The organism is Kineococcus rhizosphaerae (assembly GCF_003002055.1).
Lineage (GTDB): Bacteria > Actinomycetota > Actinomycetes > Actinomycetales > Kineococcaceae > Kineococcus > Kineococcus rhizosphaerae.
Map to the genome: position 1 here is coordinate 277,024 of NZ_PVZF01000001.1, position 20,500 is coordinate 297,523.

General features: G+C 76.3%; 22 protein-coding genes. 11 read left to right on the forward strand and 11 right to left on the reverse strand.

Going from position 1 to position 20,500, the window contains the following annotated elements:
- The first annotated feature begins 50 nt into the window (after window positions 1-50).
- Window positions 51-1,241: a glycogen synthase gene (gene glgA, locus CLV37_RS01385; RefSeq protein ID WP_106206237.1), complete on the forward strand. Its 1,191-nt coding sequence runs from the start codon at window positions 51-53 to the stop codon at window positions 1,239-1,241.
- Window positions 1,242-1,272: 31 nt separating this feature from the next.
- Here glgA and CLV37_RS01390 read toward each other — a convergent pair whose 3' ends face one another.
- The 3 genes from CLV37_RS01390 to CLV37_RS01400 are packed head-to-tail and all read right to left on the reverse strand — an operon-like array spanning window position 1,273 to window position 3,875.
- On the reverse strand, window positions 1,273-2,433 hold the full coding sequence (locus tag CLV37_RS01390; RefSeq protein ID WP_106206239.1) for an acetyl-CoA C-acyltransferase: 1,161 nt from the start codon (window positions 2,431-2,433) through the stop codon (window positions 1,273-1,275).
- Window positions 2,430-3,098, reverse strand: a complete 669-nt coding sequence (locus CLV37_RS01395) for a CoA transferase subunit B (RefSeq protein WP_106206241.1) — start codon at window positions 3,096-3,098, stop codon at window positions 2,430-2,432. The genes CLV37_RS01390 and CLV37_RS01395 overlap by 4 nt, the downstream gene beginning before the upstream one ends.
- A 48-nt stretch (window positions 3,099-3,146) precedes the next feature.
- Window positions 3,147-3,875, reverse strand: coding sequence for a CoA transferase subunit A (locus CLV37_RS01400; RefSeq protein WP_106206243.1), 729 nt, complete (start codon window positions 3,873-3,875; stop codon window positions 3,147-3,149).
- A 149-nt stretch (window positions 3,876-4,024) separates the two neighbouring features.
- On the opposite strand from CLV37_RS01400, the gene CLV37_RS01405 reads away from it, so the two are divergent.
- Window positions 4,025-4,807 (forward strand): IclR family transcriptional regulator, encoded by a 783-nt coding sequence (locus CLV37_RS01405; protein ID WP_106207302.1) that lies wholly within the window; start codon window positions 4,025-4,027, stop codon window positions 4,805-4,807.
- A 54-nt stretch (window positions 4,808-4,861) separates the two neighbouring features.
- Here the strand turns inward: CLV37_RS01405 and CLV37_RS01410 are convergent, their stop codons facing one another.
- Complete coding sequence (locus tag CLV37_RS01410) at window positions 4,862-5,815, reverse strand: epimerase (protein WP_106206245.1); 954 nt, start codon at window positions 5,813-5,815, stop codon at window positions 4,862-4,864.
- Between the two features lie 78 nt (window positions 5,816-5,893).
- Here CLV37_RS01410 and CLV37_RS01415 point away from each other — a divergent pair, with 78 nt between their 5' ends.
- Both CLV37_RS01415 and CLV37_RS01420 read left to right on the forward strand, forming a co-directional pair.
- Window positions 5,894-6,973, forward strand: a complete 1,080-nt coding sequence (locus CLV37_RS01415) for a type III polyketide synthase (RefSeq protein ID WP_106206247.1) — start codon at window positions 5,894-5,896, stop codon at window positions 6,971-6,973.
- Window positions 6,970-7,554 (forward strand): isoprenylcysteine carboxyl methyltransferase family protein, encoded by a 585-nt coding sequence (locus CLV37_RS01420; protein WP_245885186.1) that lies wholly within the window; start codon window positions 6,970-6,972, stop codon window positions 7,552-7,554. The genes CLV37_RS01415 and CLV37_RS01420 overlap by 4 nt, the downstream gene beginning before the upstream one ends.
- Here CLV37_RS01420 and CLV37_RS01425 read toward each other — a convergent pair.
- Both CLV37_RS01425 and CLV37_RS01430 read right to left on the reverse strand, forming a co-directional pair.
- Window positions 7,445-8,701 carry an MFS transporter gene (locus CLV37_RS01425; protein ID WP_342762218.1) on the reverse strand — a complete coding sequence of 419 codons (1,257 nt, stop codon included), beginning with the start codon at window positions 8,699-8,701 and terminating at the stop codon, window positions 7,445-7,447. The two genes, CLV37_RS01420 and CLV37_RS01425, sit on opposite strands and share 110 nt — an antisense overlap.
- A gap of 222 nt (window positions 8,702-8,923) precedes the next feature.
- Window positions 8,924-9,721, reverse strand: a complete 798-nt coding sequence (locus CLV37_RS01430; protein WP_211298289.1) for a hypothetical protein — start codon at window positions 9,719-9,721, stop codon at window positions 8,924-8,926.
- Between the two features lie 37 nt (window positions 9,722-9,758).
- Here CLV37_RS01430 and CLV37_RS01435 point away from each other — a divergent pair, with 37 nt between their 5' ends.
- Window positions 9,759-10,541, forward strand: a complete 783-nt coding sequence (locus tag CLV37_RS01435) for an ABC transporter ATP-binding protein (RefSeq protein WP_106206253.1) — start codon at window positions 9,759-9,761, stop codon at window positions 10,539-10,541.
- A gap of 18 nt (window positions 10,542-10,559) precedes the next feature.
- Here CLV37_RS01435 and CLV37_RS01440 read toward each other — a convergent pair whose 3' ends face one another.
- Both CLV37_RS01440 and CLV37_RS01445 read right to left on the reverse strand, forming a co-directional pair.
- On the reverse strand, window positions 10,560-11,222 hold the full coding sequence (locus CLV37_RS01440) for a pyridoxine/pyridoxamine 5'-phosphate oxidase (RefSeq protein ID WP_106207307.1): 663 nt from the start codon (window positions 11,220-11,222) through the stop codon (window positions 10,560-10,562).
- A 17-nt stretch (window positions 11,223-11,239) separates the two neighbouring features.
- Window positions 11,240-12,004: an aminoglycoside 3'-phosphotransferase gene (locus tag CLV37_RS01445; RefSeq protein WP_245885187.1), complete on the reverse strand. Its 765-nt coding sequence runs from the start codon at window positions 12,002-12,004 to the stop codon at window positions 11,240-11,242.
- A gap of 84 nt (window positions 12,005-12,088) precedes the next feature.
- Between CLV37_RS01445 and CLV37_RS01450 the strand changes: the two genes are divergently transcribed.
- Window positions 12,089-12,595 carry a sigma-70 family RNA polymerase sigma factor gene (locus CLV37_RS01450; protein ID WP_106206255.1) on the forward strand — a complete coding sequence of 169 codons (507 nt, stop codon included), beginning with the start codon at window positions 12,089-12,091 and terminating at the stop codon, window positions 12,593-12,595.
- A complete protein-coding gene (locus CLV37_RS01455) occupies window positions 12,595-13,356 on the forward strand; it encodes an anti-sigma factor family protein (protein WP_106206257.1) in 762 nt (253 codons plus the stop codon). The genes CLV37_RS01450 and CLV37_RS01455 overlap by 1 nt, the downstream gene beginning before the upstream one ends.
- A gap of 34 nt (window positions 13,357-13,390) precedes the next feature.
- On the opposite strand, the gene CLV37_RS28740 is transcribed toward CLV37_RS01455, so the two are convergent.
- Window positions 13,391-14,548, reverse strand: a complete 1,158-nt coding sequence (locus CLV37_RS28740) for a lytic transglycosylase domain-containing protein (protein WP_211298290.1) — start codon at window positions 14,546-14,548, stop codon at window positions 13,391-13,393.
- A 243-nt stretch (window positions 14,549-14,791) separates the two neighbouring features.
- On the opposite strand from CLV37_RS28740, the gene CLV37_RS28745 reads away from it, so the two are divergent.
- Window positions 14,792-15,925 carry an EAL domain-containing protein gene (locus CLV37_RS28745; RefSeq protein WP_170126994.1) on the forward strand — a complete coding sequence of 378 codons (1,134 nt, stop codon included), beginning with the start codon at window positions 14,792-14,794 and terminating at the stop codon, window positions 15,923-15,925.
- The gene (locus CLV37_RS27345; protein WP_170126995.1) at window positions 15,922-16,092 is read left to right on the forward strand and encodes a DUF1059 domain-containing protein; all 171 of its coding nucleotides are present in this window, start codon (window positions 15,922-15,924) and stop codon (window positions 16,090-16,092) included. The genes CLV37_RS28745 and CLV37_RS27345 overlap by 4 nt, the downstream gene beginning before the upstream one ends.
- Window positions 16,093-16,124: 32 nt before the next feature.
- Here the strand turns inward: CLV37_RS27345 and CLV37_RS01480 are convergent, their stop codons facing one another.
- Window positions 16,125-16,592, reverse strand: a complete 468-nt coding sequence (locus CLV37_RS01480) for a PPOX class F420-dependent oxidoreductase (RefSeq protein ID WP_106206263.1) — start codon at window positions 16,590-16,592, stop codon at window positions 16,125-16,127.
- A 172-nt stretch (window positions 16,593-16,764) separates the two neighbouring features.
- Between CLV37_RS01480 and CLV37_RS01485 the strand changes: the two genes are divergently transcribed.
- Both CLV37_RS01485 and CLV37_RS01490 read left to right on the forward strand, forming a co-directional pair.
- Window positions 16,765-18,177 carry an amino acid permease gene (locus CLV37_RS01485; protein ID WP_245885188.1) on the forward strand — a complete coding sequence of 471 codons (1,413 nt, stop codon included), beginning with the start codon at window positions 16,765-16,767 and terminating at the stop codon, window positions 18,175-18,177.
- 85 nt (window positions 18,178-18,262) lie between these two features.
- Window positions 18,263-18,940: a response regulator transcription factor gene (locus CLV37_RS01490; RefSeq protein ID WP_106206268.1), complete on the forward strand. Its 678-nt coding sequence runs from the start codon at window positions 18,263-18,265 to the stop codon at window positions 18,938-18,940.
- Here CLV37_RS01490 and CLV37_RS01495 read toward each other — a convergent pair.
- Window positions 18,913-20,415 carry a sensor histidine kinase gene (locus CLV37_RS01495; protein WP_146149251.1) on the reverse strand — a complete coding sequence of 501 codons (1,503 nt, stop codon included), beginning with the start codon at window positions 20,413-20,415 and terminating at the stop codon, window positions 18,913-18,915. The two genes, CLV37_RS01490 and CLV37_RS01495, sit on opposite strands and share 28 nt — an antisense overlap.
- Between the last annotated feature and the right edge of the window lie 85 nt (window positions 20,416-20,500).

Sequence of the window (20,500 nt, forward strand, 5' to 3'; positions counted from 1 at the left end):
CATCAGGTCCGGCGGTGTCGCCGCGACCGGTTTGCGGGAAGGGGAGTTCGATGCGTGTCGACCTGCTGACCAAGGAGTACCCGCCGGAGATCTACGGCGGGGCCGGGGTCCACGTCGCCGAACTCGTCAAGGCCCTGCGGGCCCTGCCCGACGGGCCCGAGGTCGCCGTGCGGGCCTTCGGCGGCCCGCGCGCCGAGGCGGGCGCCACCGGGTACCCGGACCTGGCCGAGCTGGCCGGGGCCAACGCCGCGCTGAAGACCCTGGGCGTGGACCTGACCATCGCCGCCGACGCGGCCGGGGCCGACCTGGTCCACTCCCACACCTGGTACGCGAACCTGGCCGGGCACCTGGCCTCGCTGCTGCACGGCGTCCCGCACGTCGTGACCGCCCACAGCCTGGAACCGTTGCGGCCGTGGAAGGCCGAGCAGCTCGGCGGCGGATACCGCGTCTCGTCCTGGGCCGAGCGGACCGCCTTCGAGGCCGCCGCGGCCGTCGTCGCGGTCAGCGCCGGGATGCGCGCCGACATCCTGCGGTCCTACCCCGCGCTGGACCCCGCCCGCGTCCACGTCGTCCACAACGGCATCGACGCCTCCGAGTGGGTCCCCGTCGAGGGCCGGGACCTGGTGCGCGCCAACGGCGTCGACCCCGACCGCCCCTCGGTCGTCTTCGTCGGGCGCATCACCCGGCAGAAGGGGCTGCCGCACCTGCTGCGCGCCGCCGCGCAGCTGCCGCCGCAGGTCCAGCTCGTCCTGTGCGCCGGGGCGCCGGACACCCCCGAGATCGCCGCCGAGGTCGCCGGGCTCGTCGCCGAGCTGCAGCGGACCCGCGACGGCGTCGTGTGGCTGGACCGGCACCTGTCGCGCGCGGAGCTGCTCGAGCACCTGTCGCAGGCCACCGTCTTCGTCTGCCCGTCGGTCTACGAACCCCTGGGCATCGTCAACCTCGAGGCCATGGCCTGCGGCGCCGCCGTCGTCGGCACCGCCACCGGCGGCATCCCCGAGGTCGTCGAGGACGGCGTCACCGGCTGGCTGGTGCCCATCGAGCAGGTCACCGACGGCACCGGCGCCCCCGTGGACCCCGACGCCTTCGTCGCCGACCTGGCCGCGGCGCTGGCCGAGGCCGTCTCCGACCCCGACCGGGCCCGGGCCTTCGGCGCGGCCGGGCGCACCCGCGCGCTCGAGCGCTTCTCCTGGGACGCGATCGCGGCCCGGACCGTGGAGGTCTACCGCTCGGTGCTGTGAGCGGGGCCGCGCACAGCCGCCGAGAGCCGGTTCAGAGCCCGCGCAGCAGGACCGCCGCGCCCTGGCCGCCGCCGCCGCAGATCGCGGCGGCACCGAGGCGGCCCGGGCCGAGCGTGCGGGCCAGGTGCCCGGTGACGCGGGTCCCCGAGGCCCCGACGGGGTGGCCCAGGGCGATGGCGCCGCCGTGGCGGTTGACGCGGGCGGCCTCGATCCCCAGCTCGCGCACCGACTGCACCGCCACCGCGGCGAACGCCTCGTTGACCTCCACGGCGTCCAGGTCCGCCACGGCGAGCCCGGCCCGCTGCAGGGCGCGCGCGATCGCCCGGGCGGGCTGGGAGTGCAGCGTGGTGTCCGGTCCGGCGACGACGGCGTGCCCGACGACCTCGGCCAGCGCGCCCGGTCCCCGCTCGCGGGCGAAACGCGCGTCGGCCACCACGACGGCCGCGGCGCCGTCGGAGATCTGCGAGGCGTTGCCCGCGGTCACGCTCCCGCCGGGGCGGAAGGCCGGGCGCAGCGCGGCGAGCCGTTCGAGGCTGGTGTCGGGCCGGACCCCGTCGTCGTGCGCGACGGTGGTGGCCCCGCGCCGCCCGGGCACCTCGACGGCGACGACCTCACCGGCCAGCAGGTCGGCCGCGGCGGCCGCGAGCCGGTGGGAGCGTTCGGCCCAGGCGTCCTGCGCGGCGCGGTCCAGGCCCAGGGCCTCGTTGGCGACGTCGGTGCCCAGGCCCATGGCCGCGCCGTCGAAGGCGTCGCTCAGGGCGTCGGTCTCGACGCTGTCGAGTAGGGCCGCGGCCCCGAACGGCTGCCCGGCGCGGGCGGTGGGCCACAGGTGCGGGGCCCGCGACATCGACTCCTGGCCGACGGCCACCACGACGCGGGCCTCGCCGGCGCTGACGAGGCGGTGGGCCTGCACGACGGCCTCCATCCCGGACAGGCACACCGAGTTCACGGTGACGGCCGGCACCTCCAGCCCGATCCCGGCGCCCGCGGCGGACTGGCGGGCCGGGTTCTGCCCGGCCCCGGCCTGCAGCACCTGCCCGCCCACGACGGCGTCGACGTCGCCCGCCCCGATCCCGGCCCGGGCCAGGGCCGCGCGGATCGCGTGCGCGCCCAGCACGGTCGCCGGCACGGCGGCGAAGGCGCCGTTGAAGCGCACGAAGGGCGTGCGCGCGTAGCCCAGCAGGACGCTCACGCCGGCACCGGCGCGTCCGGTGCCCCGGCGGGGGCAGCCGGGACGGTGAAGGGTGCGGTGAGGGCGCGCAGGTCCTCGACCTCCACGCCGGGGGCGGTGCGCACCAGGCTCAGACCGTCCGGGCCGCAGTCGAAGACGGCGAGGTCGGTGACGACGCGGTCCACGACCCCGGCCCCGGTCAGCGGCAGGGTGCACTCCTCGACGAGCTTGGGGGTGCCGTCCTTGGCGGTGTGGTCCATGACGACCACGACCCGCCGGGTCCCGGCGACGAGGTCCATGGCCCCGCCCATGCCCTTGACCATCTTGCCGGGCACCTGCCAGTTGGCCAGGTCCCCGCGCACCGAGACCTGCAGGGCACCCAGGACGGCGACGGCGACGTGACCGCCGCGGATCATCGCGAACGAGGTCGCGGAGTCGAAGACGGACGCGCCGGGCAGCGCGGTGACGGTCTGCTTGCCGGCGTTGATGAGGTCGGCGTCCTCGTCCCCCTCGACCGGGAACGGGCCGGTGCCCAGCAGGCCGTTCTCGCTGTGCAGGGTGACGTGCACCCCGGGGGGCAGGTGGTTGGCGACCAGCGTCGGGATCCCGATCCCGAGGTTGACGTGGTCGCCGTCGTGCAGTTCCAGGGCCGCGACCGCGGCCATCTCCTCGCGGGTCCAGGGCATCGTCGTCCTCCTCCTCGAAGTGCAGCGGGGTGCAGCGGGCTCAGGGGGTCAGCGGGCGGTGAGCGCGGCGTCGGGGCGGGGCCGGGTGGTGCGCTGCTCGAACTCGCTGCGCCGCGCGGTGGGCACGACGGCGTCCACGAAGACGCCGGGCGTCACGACGTCGTCGGGGTCCAGCGGGCTGTCGCGCACGACCTCGGCCTCGGCCACGGTGAAGGCGGCGGCCGCGGCGACCAGCGGGTTGAAGTTGCGGGCGGTGAGGCGGTAGCGCAGGTTCCCGAACCCGTCGGCGGTGCGGGCGTGGACGAGGCCGACGTCGGCCGTGATGGCCCGTTCCAGGACGTAGGTCCGCCCGTCGAACTCGGCGGTGGGTTTGCCCTCGGCGACCTCGGTGCCCACGCCGGTGGCGGTGTAGAACGCCGGGATCCCGGCGCCGCCGGCGCGCAGGCGTTCGGCCAGGGTGCCCTGCGGGACGAACTCCACCTGCAGCGCACCGTCGAGGTAGCGCTGCGCGAACAGCTTGTTCTCCCCGACGTAGGAGGCCAGCACACGCTCGATCTGGTCGTTCTCCAGCAGCAGCCCCAGGCCCTGGCCGTCGACGCCCAGGTTGTTCGAGACGACCGTCAACCCGCGCACACCGCTGTCGCGCACGGCCTCGACGAGGTCGTAGGGGACCCCGCACAGGCCGAAACCTCCGACGGCGATCGTCATGCCGTCGTGCAGCCGGCCGGCCAGCGCCTGCGCCGCGCTCGTGGACGCGGTCCGGGTCGAACCGGTCATGGCGGCCTCCTCACCCAGGTCCCCGGGGATCCCCGTGGATCCCCCTGCGCTGCAGCCTGCGTCGCCGTCGCACCCGCGGGCAAGGCCACGGGCGTGCGGGCCGCGGATCCTCCCACCTGGTGGGCAGCGACCGCGGTAGCGTCCACAACGTGGACAACCGGACGGGGACGCAGGTGGTCAGCCGGGTCGCGACGCTGCTGCGCCTCGTGGCGGCGCAGCCGGCGGGCCTGGGCACCGCGCAGGTGGTGCAGGCCACCGGCCTGGCCCGGGCCACGGCCCACCGGCTGCTGAGCGCCCTGCAGCGCGAGGGTCTGCTCGACCAGGACGCGGCGGGCAACTGGGTGACCGGCCCGGAGCTGTTCATCTTCGGCGCGGCCGCCGCGGCCCGCTTCGACGTCGTCGACGTCGCCCGCCCGGTGGTCCGCTCGCTGGCCGCGCGCAGCGAGGAGTCGGTGTTCCTGTCGGTGCGCCGCGGGTCGGAATCGGTGTGCCTGCTGGCCGAGGAGGGCAGCTTCCCGGTCCGCTCGCACGTCCTGCACGAGGGAATCCGGCTGCCGCTGGGCGTCGCCTCGGCCGGGCTGGTGCTGCTGGCCTTCAGCCCGCCGGGCGAGGTCGAGGAGTTCTTCCGCCACCACCGCGACCTCGAGCAGCGCTACCCCGGGCACGACGAGACCTCGGTGCGCCGGCGCGCCCGGCAGGCCGTGCGCCGCGGGTATGCGCTGAACCCCGGACTGCTCGTAGAGGGCAGCTGGGGGATGGCCGCTCCCGTGTTCGAGGCCTCCGGGCGCGCGACGTGGGCGCTGAGCATCACGGGCATCGAACCGCGCCTGGCCGGGCGGCGGCAGGCCGACCTGGGCCGGCTGCTGCTCGAGCACGCCCACGACCTGTCGCTGCGGCTGGCCGGCGGGGGCCGGCGACCCCGCACGGGCTGAGCGGGCGGCCCCGCGGGCGCGACGACGGGCGCAGCGTCCGGTTCAGAGCCTGGTTCAGGCCCGGCCCGCGCGGCGCGCCACCAGGTCGCGGGCCGCCTCGGGCCACGTCGGGTGCTCGAAGGCGAACCCGGCCGCCGGCAACCGCGAGGAGACCACGCGCCGGCTCTTCAGCAGCAGTTCGGGATCGGTGCGCAGCACGAACGCCCCCGCCGAGGCCATCCACGCCGTCGCGGGCAGCCCGACCGGACGGCCCCAGGCCCGGCGCAGGACCCGCATGGTCTCGGCCTGCGGCAACGGCTGCGGCGCAGCGAGGTTGAACGGGCCGGACAGGTCGGCGCGCGCCAGCAGGAACTGCACCGCCCGCACGGCGTCGTCGCCGTGGATCCACGAGACGTACTGCCCGCCGCCGGCCACGGGCCCGCCCAGCCCGAGGCGCGCCATCCACGACAGGACGTCGAACACGCCCCCGCGGTCGGGGGTCATCACCATCGCCGCGCGCAGCTGGACCCGGCGCGTGGCCGGGGTACGTGCCTCGAGCTGCGCCTGCTCCCAGCGCCGCGCGATGCGCACCGAGTACTCCCAGTAGGCCGGGACGTGCGGCTCCCGCCCGCCCAGTTCCCCGTCCTCGTCGTGCGCCGGCCCGCGGGTGTCGGCGTAGATCGTCGCCGTCGACATCTGCAGCCACGTCGCAGGCGGGCGCGCGGCCGCGGCGACCGCCTGCCCCACGACCCGGGTGGACTCGACCCGCGAGTCCATCATCTGCCGCAGGTTCTCCTCGGTGTAGCGGCAGTTGACGGTCCGCCCGGCGAGGTTCACGACGGCGTCGGCGCCGTCGAGCTCACCGGCCCACGCCCCCAGGGTCCGCCCGTCCCACCCGACGTGCCGCACCCCCGGTTCCAGGGGCCCGGGGTGGCGCGAGAGCACGACCACCTCGTCGCCGCGGGCGAGGAACGCCCGGCGCAGGACCCCGCCGACCTGCCCGGTGCCGCCCGGGATGACGATCTTCACCCCGCGACCCTACGGGGCGGCGCGACGGGTGGGCCGCCCGCGCGCGCCGGTGCCCGGACGGGGTGCGAGCATCACCGCGTGAGCTCCAGCGGCAGGTCCCGGGCCCGGGTGGTGGCGGTCGAACCCGTCCTGCCGGCCCATCGGCACAGCCAGGACGACATCGCCGACGTCCTCGCCCCGCTGCTGTCCGCCTCCGGGGCCAGCCCCGCGCTGCTGCACCGCCTGCACGCCGCCACGGGGGTCCGCACCCGCCACCTGGCCCTGCCCCTGGAGGCCTACCCCGCCCTCGTCACCCGCCCCGACGCCTTCGACGCCACCAACGCCGTCTTCGCCGACGTCGCCCTGGACCTGGCCGAACGCGCCGTCAAGGGCGCGCTGACGAGCGCCGGGCTGGACCCGGCCGACGTGGACGTGCTGCTGTTCACGACCGTCACCGGGGTGGGGGCGCCGTCGGTGGACGCGGTGCTGGCCCAGCGGGTGGGGCTGCGCCCCGACGTCGTGCGCTGGCCCGGGTTCGGGCTGGGCTGCGTGGCCGGGGCGGCGGGCCTGGCCCGGTTGGAGGAGTTCCTGGCCGGGCGTCCCGGCGCGGTGGGCCTGCTGGTCAGCGTGGAACTGTGCTCGCTGACGCTGCAGGCCGGCGACCCCTCGGTCGCCAACCTCGTCGCCAGCGGGCTGTTCGGCGACGGCGCCAGCGCCGTCGTGCTCACCGGCGCCGAGCGCGCCGGCACCGCGCCGGGCTGGGACGTCGTCGACCACACCTCCCGGCTGCTGCCGGACTCCGCCGACGCCCTCGGCTGGCGGGTGGGCACCAGCGGGTTCCGCATCGTGCTGTCGGCCGGGCTGCCGCAGGTCCTGGCCCGCCACGTCGGCGGTGACGTGCGCGACTTCCTCACCGCCCACGGCGGCCCGGACGCGGTGGACCGCTGGGTCGTGCACCCCGGCGGCCCGAAGGTCCTCGACGCCGTCGCCGATGCCCTGGAACTGCCCGAGGCGGCGCTGGAGCTGTCCTGGGACGTGCTGCGGCGCACCGGGAACCTGTCCAGCTCGGCGGTGCTGCACGTCCTGGCCGACACCCCGCACGTGCCCGGCGAACGGGTCCTCGTCCTGGCCGTGGGGCCCGGGGTCAGCACCGAGACCGTGCTGCTGGAGGCCGTGTGAGCACCGGCTGGCCCGGCGAGCCGTCGACCGTGCTGTTCATCGCCCTCGTCCTGGCCACCGGCCTCGAACGCGTCGCCGAGCTCGTCGTGTCCACCCGCAACGCGCGCTGGTCCTTCGCCCGCGGCGGCGTGGAGTCCGGCCGCGCCCACTTCCCGCCCATGGTGGCCCTGCACACCGGTCTGCTGCTGGCCTGCCTGGTGGAGTTCCTCGCCGCCGACCGGCACTTCACCCCCGCGCTGGGCTGGCCGATGCTGGCCCTGGTCGCCGCCTCCGAGGGCCTGCGCTGGTGGTGCATCGCGACCCTGGGGGTGCGCTGGAACACCCGCGTCATCGTCGTGCCGGGCCTGCAGCTCGTCGCCCGCGGCCCCTACCGGTGGCTGAAGCACCCCAACTACGTCGCCGTCGTCGTGGAAGGTTTCGCGCTGCCGCTGGTGGGCTCGTGCTGGTGGACGGCGCTGGGCTTCAGCGTCCTCAACGCGGTGCTGCTGCTGCGCTTCCGGCTGCCCGCGGAGAACCGGGCGCTCGCGGGGCTCCCACCAGCAGCGAGCACAGCGCCGCCAGCAGGCACAGGCCCCCGCTGACGACGAACGCCGCCGCGTAGTCGCCCGTGCGGTCGCGCACGACGCCCGCCGCGAACGCCATGGCCGCGGCCCCCAGCTGGTGGGAGGCGAACACCCACCCGAACACCACCGGCCCGGCCAGGCCGAAGTGCCGGCGCGCCAGGACGACCGTGGGCGGCACCGTCGCGATCCAGTCCAGGCCGTAGAACACCACGAACACCCACGTGGCCGGTTCGACCCCGGGGGACAGCACGTGCGGCAGCAGCAGCAGCGACACCCCGCGCAGCGCGTAGTACGCCAGCAGCAGCAGGCGCGGGTCGACGCGGTCGGTCAGCCAGCCCGAGGCGATCGTGCCGGCCACGTCGAACAGCCCGACCAGGGCCAGCAGGGAGGCGGCCGTCGTGGCGGGCATCCCGTGGTCGTGGGCGGCGGCGACGAAGTGGGTGCCGACCAGCCCGTTCGTGGAGGCCCCGCAGACCGCGAACCCGGCGGCCAGGAACCAGAACGCGCGGTGCCGCACCGCCAGGCGCAACCCGGCCAGCGCGCCGGCCGCCCGGCCCGGTTCGGCCTCCTGCCCGGTGCCGCCGTAGGGGGCGACCCCCCGGTCGGCGGGGTGCTCGTGCAGCCGGGCCAGCACCAGCGGCACGACGACGAGCGCGACCGCCGCGATGACCAGGCACGGGGTGCGCCACCCGTGCGCGGCCGCCAGGTGCGCCACCAGCGGCAGGAACACCAGCTGCCCGGCCGAGGCCGCCGCCGCGAGCAGACCCGTCACCAGGCCCCGGCGGGCCACGAACCAGCGGCCCACGACCGTGGCCGCCAGCGACATCGCCATCGACCCCGTGCCCACCCCCACCAGCACGCCCCAGGTGGCCACGAGCTGCCAGCGGTCGTGGACGAAGGCCGAGCCCGCCGAGCCGGCCGCCACCAGCAGCAGCGCCACCGACACCACCCGCTGGACGCCGAAGCGCTGCATGAGGGCCGCGGCGAACGGGGCGATGAGCCCGTACAGGACGAGGTTGACGCTCACCGCGGCCGACACGCTCGCCGTCGACCACCCGAACTCCGCCGAGACCGGTTCCAGCAGCGTGGCCGGCACCGACCGGAACGCGCCGGCGGCCAGCAGCGTGGCGAAGGTGACGGCGGCCACGACCCACGCCGGGTGCAGCCGCGCCCGCCGGCGGTCCCCGGGGGCTCCAGGGCCTGCGCCGGGTGCGGGGGTGGCCGGGGCCGTGGAGGAGGGCGGGGGAGTGCTCACCGGCTCATCGTGGCCGAGGCGGGCACCCCGGCGGCAGTGGCTGCCGGGACGTCGTTCGTCCACTTCCTGCCACGGGTCCCTGCCACGGGTCCCTGCCGCGGGTCCCTGCCCCGTCCGGGACGGCGGGTGTCCTCAGGGCCGCGCCGGTTCGGTGTGCGCGTTGACGGCGGCCACCAGCGCCCGGCGCGCCACCGCCGCGACCTCGCGCAGCGCCGCCGCGCGCGAGGTCGCCTCCAGGCTGGTGATCGCCGCGCCGTCGTCCTCGGTGGCCAGGTCCACGATCGCCAGGACCCGCGCGGCGGTCTGCAGCACCCGCAGCGCCCGCGGGGACGTGCCCGGCGGCACCGCGTCGCGGACCAGGGCCCCGTCGCGCACCGCGGCGATCCGGTCGGCGGCCTCCTCGCGCCAGCGCGCCACGTCCAGGCTCGCCAGCGCCTGCGTCGCCGTCTGCAGCGCCACCCGCAGCTCCCGCTCGGACTCGGCGACGCTGGAGCTCTCCGGCGCCCTGCGCGGCGCGGCGGTGCGCACGGTCCACGTCACGAACGCGCCCGGTTCCCACGCCGAGCCGAACTCGGTGACCGCCGGCACCAGCGCCCACCGCTCGGGGTGCCCGGCGACCTCGGCCACGACGCACTCACCGGCCTCCAGCGCGGCCACGTTCACCGCGGCCGGCCCGGGCAGGCCGCGGGGGTCACCGGGCACCGGCAGCGCCAGCAGCAGCCCGGTGGCCCCGCACCCGCCCAGCCCCGCCAGCAGGCTCGGCACGTCGTCGGGCTCGGCCGCGACTCGCGGCAGCGCCGCGTCCTCGAAGCGCACGGTGTGGGGTTCGTCGTCGCGCACGACGGCCGCCACGGCGGCCTCCAGCGGCACGGAGGCGCTCAGCACGCCCGTGCCCCAGGCGGCCAACCGCGCGGAGCGGGGCAGGTCCATCACAGGCGCGAGGATACGACTCGTTAGGGTCGCGACCATGAGTGACGTGCTCGACCTGTCCGCGGTGACCGTCCGGCGAGGCACGAGCGTGCTGCTGGATTCCGTCTCCTTCGCCGTGGCCGCCGGGGAACGCTGGGTGGTCCTGGGCCCCAACGGCGCCGGGAAGTCGACGCTGCTGTCGGTGGCCGCCGGGCGGCTGTTCCCGACCTCGGGGACGGTGGGGATCCTGGGCGAGACCCTGGGCCGCGTCGACGTCTTCGAGCTGCGCCCGCGCATCGGGCTGGCCTCCACCGCCCTGGCCGGGGCCGTGCCGGGGCACGAGAGGGTCAGCGACGTCGTCGTGACCGCCGCCTACGGCGTCACCGGTCGCTGGCGCGAGGCCTACGACCCCGACGACGAGGCCCGCGCCGCGGACCTGCTCGCCCTGCTGGGCGTGGCGCACCTGGCCGGGCGCGCCTTCGGGACCCTGTCGGACGGGGAGCGCAAGCGCACCCAGATCGCCCGGGCCCTGATGACCGACCCCGAGCTGCTGCTGCTCGACGAACCCGCCGGCGGCCTCGACCTCGGCGGGCGCGAGGACCTGCTGCGCCGGCTCACGGCCCTGGCCGCCGACCCGGACGCCCCGACGCCGGTGATGGTCACCCACCACGTCGAGGAGATCCCCGTGGGCACCACCCACGCGCTGCTGCTGCGCGGCGGGCAGGTCGTCGCCGCCGGCCCCGCGCCGCAGACCCTCACCTCCGCCCACCTGTCGGACACCTTCGGGCTGGCGCTGGAGGTCACCGCGCGCGCCGGGCGCTACGCCGCCCGCGCCCTGTAGGACCCGACCGGCTCGCCCTCAGGGGCGCAGCAGCTCCGTCGTCCAGGTCTGCTCGGTGCGCGAGTACCGCAACCGCTGGTGGTGCTCGGAGGTGGAGGCCTGGAAGAACTCCATCCGGCCCGCGTCCACGCCCCACAACCGCCACGCCGGGGCCGAGGCCGCGCCGGGGACCTCCAGCTCCAGCAGCTCGGTGGGGTCGCCCAGGGCGTTCGACAGCCACGCCTCGTCGTGCAGCGGCCGGCTCTGGCGGTCCACCAGCGCCTCGGCGCGCGCGTGCGCGGACAGCCGCTCGAAGGCGGCCTCGGTGCGCGCGGCGTCCGCGGGCCGCACCGTGCCGCGCACCCGCACCTGCCGGCCCAGCTGCGGCCAGTGGAACACCAGCGCCGCCACCGGCACCCGCCCCAGCTGCTTGCCCTTGGGGCTGGACTCGCTGGCCGCCACCCAGAAGGCGTGCTCGTCGACGTCCTCCAGGACCGTCACCCGCGCGTCCGGGCGCCCTGCGGCGTCGACCGTGGCCAGCGTCATGACGTGCGCGGCCGGGACACCGGCGGCCACGGCCTCGCGCAGCCACGTCCCGAACAGCACCACCGGGTCCGCCGGGGCGTGCTCGGGGTCGAACTCCGGGCTCTGGGGCCGGGGCCAGGACAGACCCGCGAGGAATTCGGACAGCTCACTGCGCACGGGCCCGACGGTACCGGTCACGGACCCACGTCCCACAACGCCCGGTAGTACGCCGTGCGCACGGGATCGGGGGCCACGCCGTAGGCGGCCAGGAACGTCTCCTGCCAGCCCTCGCCGTAGTTCCAGTCCAGGCTCACGGTGGCCACCGCCAGGTCCGCCCACCGGTCGGCGACCCCCACCGCCGCCAGGTCCACGAACCCCACCGGCTCGCCCGAACCGTCGGCCAGCAGCGTGTTCGGCGAGCACGCGTCGCCGTGGCAGACCACGAGCCGGTCCACCGCCGGCGCCTCGTGCAGGCCGGTGGTGTCCCCGACCGCGCGGGTCAGCCGGTACGGCACCGACCAGTCGAACGGGCACCCGCCGACCGGGACCGCGTCGTGCCACCACCGCAGCGCCCGCCCCAGCGCCGGCACCGCCACCTGCGGGGCCGTGACCCACTGCGGGGCCACCGCGCTGGCGCCGGGCAGCGCGCGGGTCACCAGCCACGACCCGCTCGCGTCCTCGCCGTGCTCCAGCACCCGCGGCACCGGCACGAACGCCGCGGCCCACGCCGCGCGCTCGGCCTCCGCGGCCAGGTCCAGCCCCGTGCCCGCCGGGGCCCACTTGCAGAACACCGCGCCCCGCGCACCCTGGACCCGGAACGTCGTCCCGCCGGCGGCGTTCACCCACGCCGCCGGCAGTTCCCCCGCCCCGGCCGGCCCACCCCAGCGGGCCACGACGGGCCGCAACGCGACGGGCACCGGCACCGGGTCCGCGGGGACCTGGGAGATCGAGATCCTCACCCGGCCCAACCTAGGCGCGCCGTCGAACCGTTTCCCGGGCTGCTGCGTGATGAGCTCGAGAGCACGCACGAGGAAGAGGGACCGATGACCGACGCCGACGAGGACCTCGTCCGCGCCCTGCACGACGAGCACGCCGGGGCCCTGTGGGCCTTCGTCGTTTCCCTCACGGGCGACCGCGTCAGCGCCCAGGACATCGTCCAGGAGACCCTGCTGCGCGCCTGGCGCCACCCCGAGTCCCTCGACCCGGCCCGCGGGTCCACCCGCGCCTGGCTGTTCACCGTCGCGCGCCGCCTCGTCATCGACGACTGGCGCTCGGCCCGCAACCGCCGCGAGAGCGTACACGCCGAGGTCCCCGACCGCGAGGTCGTCGACGAGTCCGAACGCCTCCTGCAGCAGTGGGTCCTGGCCCAGGCCCTGACCCGGCTGTCCCCCGAGCACCGCGCCGTCCTGCGCGAGTGCTACTTCGCCGGCCGCTCGGTCGCCGAGGCCGCCCGCGTCCTGGCCATCCCCGAGGGCACCGTGAAGTCACGCACCCACTACGCCCTGATGAACCTCAGACTGGCCCTGCAGGAGATGGGGGTGAGCCGCTGATGAGCGACCCGACCGACGACCCGACGACCGGCGCGCTGCACGACCCGTACGAGACCAGCGCCGGCGCCTACGTCCTGGGGGCGCTGTCGCCCAGCGAGCGCACCGACTTCGAGCACCACCTGAAGACCTGCCCCGAGTGCCGCCGGGCCGTGGCCGAGCTCGCCGGCCTGCCCGGCCTGCTGGCCCGCACCCCCCGCGAGGTCGTCGAGGCCCTCACCTCCGGCGACCCCGCCGCCGCGCTGCGCGAGGGCACCGGGGTCCCCGACACCGTCCTGCCCGCCCTGCTGCGCACCGTGCGCCGCCGCCGCACCACCCGCCGCGCCGTCCTGACCGCCGGCCTGGTCGCCGCCGCGGCCCTGGTCGCCACGGTGGCCACCCGCAGCGTCCACGACCAGAGCGCGCCCGCACCCGCCGTCGCCGCGACCCCCCGCAGCACCGGCCCGGTGGCGGGGACCCCGCAGACCATGGACCCCCTCCTGCCCACGCCCATCACCGCCACCGTGGCCCTGACCGAGGTCGGCTGGGGCACCAAGGTCGACCTCGTGTGCGCCTACGCCCACACCCGCAGCGAGGAGCCCTACCCCTACGTCCTCGTCGTCACCGGCCGCGACGGCACCGACCAGCAGATCGGCACCTGGACCGCCGTGCCCGGCAAGGACGCCTCCTTGACCGGGGCCACGTCCTGGACCCGCCGGCAGATTGCCGCGGTCGAGGTCCGGACCACCTCGGGCCTGACCGTCCTGCAGCTCGACGAGACCTGACCCCGGGCCCGGGGCCAGGTCTCAGGCCCGGGGTTCAGCCGCCGAAGCCGCGCGCCGCCAGCTCGTCGGCCACCCGCTGCACCATCTGCACGTACCAGTCGGCGTGGTTGTACCGGAACACCGCCGCCGCCTCCGCGTCCCGGCCCCCGCCGGCGCCGTTCGCGCACAGGTACCTCGCCGCGCTGAACACCGCGTCGGCCGCGTCGTCGATGCGCACGGCCCCGTCCCCGTCGCCGTCGACCCCGTAGGCCGCGAACGTCGAGGGCAGGAACTGCATCGGCCCCTGCGCCCCGGCCGAACTGGTCCCCGCGTCCACCCCGTGCCCGCTCTCGACCTGCCCGACCGCCGCCAGCAGCGCCGGGCGCATCCCCGCGCACGTCGCCGCCGCCCGCACGTACAGGTCCGCGTAGTCGGCCGGCACCGCCCCCGCACGCACCCCCGCCGCCCGCTGCGCCACCGACGCGGCCGCGGCCGCCTGCGCCGCCGCGGCGGCCGCCTGCGCCGCGGCCAGGGCCTCCGCCGCGTCCTCCGCGGCCTGCAGCCGCGCCGCCTCGCCCTGCAACGCCTGCACCTTCGCCTGCGCCGCCGCCAGCGCGTCCTGCATCCGCGTCAGCTGCTGACCCACGTCGCGCACCGTCGCCACTGCCGCCACCGCCCCGGCACCCTCGGTGCTCGCCGCGACCCGGCCCGCCCGCGCCGCCGCCTCGGCTCGCGCCACGCCCGCCTCGTCCTGACGGCGCACCACCTCGTACGCGCGGACCGTCACCACCGGGTCCCCACCGCCGACCGCCGACGTGAGCAGCGCCAGCCCCCGGCGGGCCTGCGAGGTTCCGGCGCCCATGTAGATCGAGCGCACCCGCTGGGTGGCCAGCGCCCGCTCCCGCGACGCCGCCCGGTCGGCGGCGTCGGCCCCCACCTGGGCCCGCACGCTGGCGCTGACCGCCGAGGCCACCGCCGCCTGCGAACGCACCAGCTGCGCCTGCACCGCCTGCACCTGCGCACCCGCCTCCTCGGCCGCGGCCTGCGCGGCCAGGGCCTGCGCCCGGGCCGCCGCCGCCGTCGTGGGCGCCCCCGAGGACGGACCCGGGGCGGCGCTCGCGGTCCCGGCGGTGGACCCGATGACCAGGGCTGCGACGCAGGCCGGGACGAGCAGGCGCACGGGCAGGTGCCGGGGGCGCGGACGAGGGATCACCCCGGGGGGATCGGCCGGCGCCGGTGGGGTCTTGAGCCGGCGCCCGGATGCGGTGGGTGACCAGGCGACTACCCCGTTATGCTCCCCAGCACGACGACGGATCTGCACGTTTCCCTCACGGGAGGGATTCGTCCGCGCTGTGACGGGGAAAGCCCCCCGAGAGCGATGGTGAGGGAAGGCGAGACAGTGGCTGGACCGGGCGGGGTGACGCACCGCGGCAGGTGGCACCGCAGGCTGGACGCCGTGTGCTCCGACCCCGCCCTCCTGCGCCTGGTCCTGCACCCCGTCGTTGACGTCGCCGCCGGCCGCGTCGCCGGGTACGAGGTCCTGTCGCGCTTCGGGTCCCCGGTGCCGACCGAGGAGTGGTTCCGCGCCGCGCGGGCGCTGGGGCGCGACGCCGACCTGGACCGGGTCGTGCTGGCCGCGGCGCTGGAGCGCCTCCCGGACCTGCCGCCGGGCACGTTCCTGACGGTCAACGCCAGCCCCACGTCCCTGGCCGACCCCGAGGTCATGGCGGTCCTGCTGGCCCAGGACCTGACCGGTGTGGTGCTGGAACTGACCGAGCACGCCGACTGCGACCCCCGGGACCTGGTCGGGCCGCTGACGCTGCTGCGGGCCCGCGGTGCGCTCATCGCCCTGGACGACGTCGGGACCGGGCACTCGGGGCTGCTGCGGATGGCCGTGGTCCGCCCCGAGATCCTCAAGGTCGACCTGCAGCTGGTCCGCGGCCTGCACCAGGACCTCGTCAAGCGTTCCCTGGTGCAGTTCCTGGGCGAGTGCGCCGGGCGGCTGGATGCCTGGATCATCGCCGAGGGCGTGGAGACGGCCGACGAGCTGGAGGTCCTGCGCGGCATGGGGGTCCCGCTGGTCCAGGGTTTCCTGCTGGCCCGGCCCGGGGACGACTTCGCGCCGCTGAGCGCCGAGGCGGCCCGGCTGCTGAACCACCCGCAGGTGCCGGGCGCGGTGCCCGCGCACGCCCGGCACGCCGGGGACCTGGCGCGCCGGACCAAGACCTCCCGTTCGGTCTCGGGGGCGGTGCAGGCGGTGCAGGCGGAGTCCGCACCCGTCGTCGTCGTCGACGCCGAGGACGTCCCGCGGGTCATCGTGCTGCCGGGCCAGCGCCCGGGGGAGCGGCCCCGGGTGGAGCCGGTGGAGGTCACCCTGGCCCCCGAGACGCCGGTGAGCGCGGTCGCGGCGCGGGCGGTGGCCCGGCCGGTGCCGGTGCGCTACGACCCGCTGGTGTGCACCGACCCCGCGGGCCGCTACGTGGGGGTCGTGGGCTTCGAGGACGTGGTGCTCGACCTCGCCGCGCCGACCCCGGCGGCGCTCGCCTCGGCGCACCGGGTGCCGTGGACGGTGGGGGCCGTGGGCGCGTGAAGGCGTTCCGCTGCGGGGACGTCGTGCCCGGCTGCAGTCGTGAGTTCACCGGCGCCGACCGGCACGAGATCCTGGCGCAGGTCGCCGAGCACGCCCGCACCGACCACCACGTCGAGGTCGACGCGAGCCTGGTGCAGGCCGTCGAGGCGAACCTGCGCGAGCGCTGAGCGTCCCCGGGGCCGGGGACGCCGCGGTGGGCTCAGTCGGCGAGCCGGGCCGGGAACCCGCCGGTGGCGATGGGGCCCCAGCGGGTGATCGTTAGGCGCAGCAGCGACTTGCCCTGGGTGCGCATGGCCTGGCGGTACTCCTGCCAGTCGGGGTGCTCACCGGAGATGCAGCGGAAGTAGTCCACCAGCGGTTCGACGGCCGCCTCGCCGTCGAGGACCTCCAGCGTCCCGTCGAGCTGGACCCAGGCCCCGCCGAAGTCGTCCGACAGCACCAGGGCCGAGCCGCGCGGGTCGCGCCGGGCGTTGTTCGCCTTGGCCCGGTCGGGGTAGGTGGACACGACCAGGCGCCCGGCGTCGTCGATCCCGGCGGTGACGGGGGAGGACTGCGGGAAACCGTCGCTGCGGAACGTGGACAGCACCACCTGGTGGCGCACCCGCACGAAGTCGAGCAGTTGGGGCAGGTCGACACGACGCGCGGTGGCGATGGTTCGCGGGCTCATGGCCCTGGACGCTACCGTCGTCCGGCGCCCGGGACGTCCCCGGCTCCTCCCGGGAGCCGGCAGGTCGACCCCGGGCGCCGTCACGGCGCGTCACGAAGGCTTGACGCGCAGGTCACGCAAGCGAAATATCGAGATGCGGAACTTCAGAGTCGAAGTCCGCGAAGGAGGCGTCGTGCAGGTGCAACACGAGGACACCGGGCCCGGGCAGGGCCTGGGGCAGGGCCTCAAACCCCGCCACATCACCATGATCTCCATCGCCGGGGTCATCGGCGCCGGCCTGTTCGTGGGGTCCAAGAACGCCATCGCCGAAGCCGGCCCCGGGGTGCTGCTGTCCTACGCCCTCGCCGGCACCCTGGTCGTCCTGGTCATGCGCATGCTCGGGGAGATGGCCACCGCCCAGCCCGACACCGGCTCCTTCTCCACCTACGCCGACCGCGCCCTGGGCCGCTGGGCCGGGTTCAGCGTCGGCTGGCTGTACTGGTGGTTCTGGGTCCTGGTCATCCCCGTCGAGGCCACCGCCGCCGCCGACATCCTCAGCTCCTGGCTCGGTGCCCCGCAGTGGGTCTGGGCCCTGGCCGTCACCCTCCTGCTCACCGCCACCAACCTCGCCAGCGTCGGCAACTACGGCGAGTTCGAGTTCTGGTTCGCCGGCATCAAGGTCGTCGCCATCGTCGGGTTCATCGTCGTCGGCGTCCTGGCCATCACCGGCGTCCTGCCCGGCTCCGACGTCACCGGCACCCCCGGCCTCACCCTCGACGGCGGGTTCCTGCCCAACGGCTTCGGCGCCGTCCTGGCCGCGATGCTGCTGACGATGTTCAGCTTCATGGGCACCGAGATCGTCACCATCGCCGCCGCCGAGTCCCCCGACCCTCAGAAGGGCGTGCGGCGCGCGGTGAACTCCGTCATCGGGCGCATCGCCGTCTTCTACCTGCTGTCCATCTTCGTCGTCGTCGCGCTCGTGCCGTGGAACTCCCCGGTGCTGGAGGACGTCGGGTCGTTCCAGACGACCCTGCAGACCATCGGCATCCCCGGCGCTGCGACGATCATGGACATCGTCATCCTCACCGCCGTCGCCAGCTGCCTGAACTCGGCCCTCTACACCGCCTCGCGCATGGTGTTCTCCCTGTCCCGGCGCGGTGACGGCCCGCGCTGGCTGTCCCACGTCTCCGGTCGCGGCGTGCCCTACCCGGCCATCCTGGCCTCCACCGCCGTCGGGTTCCTGGCCGTCCTGGGCAACTACGCCCTGCCGGACAAGATCTTCTCCATGCTGCTGGCCACCAGCGGCGCCCTGGCCCTGGTCGTCTACGGGATCATCGCCCTGAGTCAGCTGCGGATGCGCCGCACCCTCGACGCCGCCGGGGAACGCCCCGTGGTGCGGATGTGGCTGTTCCCGTGGCTGACGTACGCGGCCATCGCCTTCATCGTCGTGGTCCTGGCCCTCATGGTGATCCTGCCCGGCCAGCGCGTGGAACTGGTCCTGTCCCTGGTCCTGACCGCCGTCGTCGTCGCGATCGGCGTCCGCCACCAGCGCACCACGGCCCGCGCCGTCGACGTGACCGCGACCGCCTCGCGCGTCGAGGGCTGAGACCCCCCGCCGCGCCGACCCGCCGCGGGCGGGGGACCCACCGGCCGGTGGGTCCCCCGCCCGCAGTGCGTGTAGGACTGGAGGGGTGAAGGTCCTGCTCGTCGAGGACGAGGTCCGCCTCGCCGACACCGTCCGCCGCGGCCTGGCCGCCGAGGGCGCCAGCGTCGACGTCGCCCACGACGGGAACACCGGCTTCGCCCGGGCCCGCGACGGCGGCTACGACGTCCTGGTCCTGGACCTGCAACTGCCCGGCCGCAACGGCTACGAGGTGTGCCGGGACCTGCGCGCGGCCGGGGTGTGGACCCCCGTGCTGGTCCTGACGGCCAAGGACGGCGAGTACGACCAGGTCGACGCCTTCGACCTCGGCGCCGACGACTACCTCACCAAACCCTTCTCCTTCCCCGTGCTGCTGGCCCGGCTGCGGGCCCTGCACCGCCGCGGTGCCCCCGAACGGCCCGTCGTCCTGGCCGCCGGCGACCTCGTCCTGGACCCCGGGACCCGCCGCGTCACCCGCGCCGGGGACCCCGTCACCCTCACCGCCCGCGAGTTCGCCCTGCTCGAGCACCTCCTGCGCCACCGCGACGAGGTCGTGTCCAAACCCGACCTCCTGCACGCCGTGTGGGACCCCACCGTCGTCACCGACCCCAACGTGGTGGAGGTCTACATCCGCTACCTGCGCAAGAAGATCGACATCCCCTACGGCCGCAACGCGCTGCAGACCGTGCGCGGGGCCGGTTACCGGCTGGCCGCCGACGGCGGCTGAGCAGGCCGCAGCGGCCAGCGCAGTTCCACCAGCGCCCCGCCCCCGGCCCGCTCGCCGACGAGCACCGACCCGCCGTGCGCGGCGAGGACCTCGGCCACGATCGCCAGCCCCAGCCCGGCGCCCCCGCCGTCGACCCCGCCGTCGCCCCGCCCGGCCCGCTCCGAGCGCGCGCGGCCCTCCTCCACCCGCACGAAGCGCCCCAGCACCCGTTCCCGGTCCGGCGTCGGCACGCCCGGGCCGTCGTCGCCGACGCGCACCACCGCCTCCGCCGATCCTGCCTGCCCCTCGCGCCCCTCCTGGGCCAGTTCCAGCCACACCGTCGAGGCCGCGTACCGGCGCGCGTTGTCCACGACGTTGCGCACCGCCCGCGCCAGCGCCGCCGCGTCACCCACGACCCGCACCGGCACCGCCGTCAGCACCACCCGCACCCCGCCGAGCGACCGCAACCGCGACGCCTCGGCCTCGACCACCTCGTCGACGTCGACCTCCACCGCCGGCCCGGCTCGGCCCTCGTCGGCCCGGGCCAGCCACAGCAGGTCGTCGACCAGGGACTGCAACCGCGCGCTCTCGGCCCCCACGAGCTCGACGAACTCCGCGTCGGGCGACGCGGCGGCCTCCACCGACCCCACGGTCCCCGGCCCGCCGGGGTGCGGCCGCGACCACACGTGCGCCGCGGCCCGCAACGTCGCCACCGGTGAGCGCAGCTCGTGGCTGGCGTCGGCCACGAACCTGCGCTGCGCGTCCTGCGCGGCCTGCAACCGCGCCAGCATCGAGTTCATCGTCACCGCCAGCCGCGACACCTCGTCGTCGCCGGCCGGCACCGGCACCCGCCCGTCCAGCCCGCCGGAGGTGATGCCCTGCACCGTCGAGCGGATCGCCTCCACCGGCCGCAGCGAGCGCCCCACGAACGTCCACGTCAGCCCCGCCACCACCGCCAGCAGCCCCGGCCCGGTGACCGCCAGGACCGCCAGCGCCACCCGCAGCACCCGCTGCGCGTCGGTGGTGTCCTCCGCGGCCACCACCCAGAACCGCTGCCCCTCGACCTCGGCACCGGCCACCGTCACCACCCACGGCGCCGAACGGCCCAGCTGCGGCAGGTCGACCACCTCGTCGGCCAGGACGCCGACGTCCGGGCGCGCCCCCGACAGCGCCGGCTGCCCCGCCAGCTCCGCGCTGGCCACCACCACCTGCCCGTCCGCGCCCAGCACCTGCACGTGCGAGCCGCGCTCGACGTCGGCGCCCACCGCCGCCCGCAGCGCCGGGACCTGCTCACCGCCCAGCGCCGGGGCCGTCACCGCCACCCGCACCAGGCGCGCCTGCACGCTCGCGCTCTCCACCGACGCCGAGACCAGCGCGTGCCGCAGCACCGCCAGCCCCACGGCCGCGCCCGCGGCGACCAGCACCGCCAGCAGCGCCGTCGCGGCCACCGTCGAGCGCACCCGCACCCCGGCCGCCCGCCACCACCCACCCGTCACGAAACCTAGGATGCTCACGACCGGCCGGAGAGCCGAGCCGACCCCCGAGAGCCGACCCCCGACCCGATCCGCGAGGACCCCCACC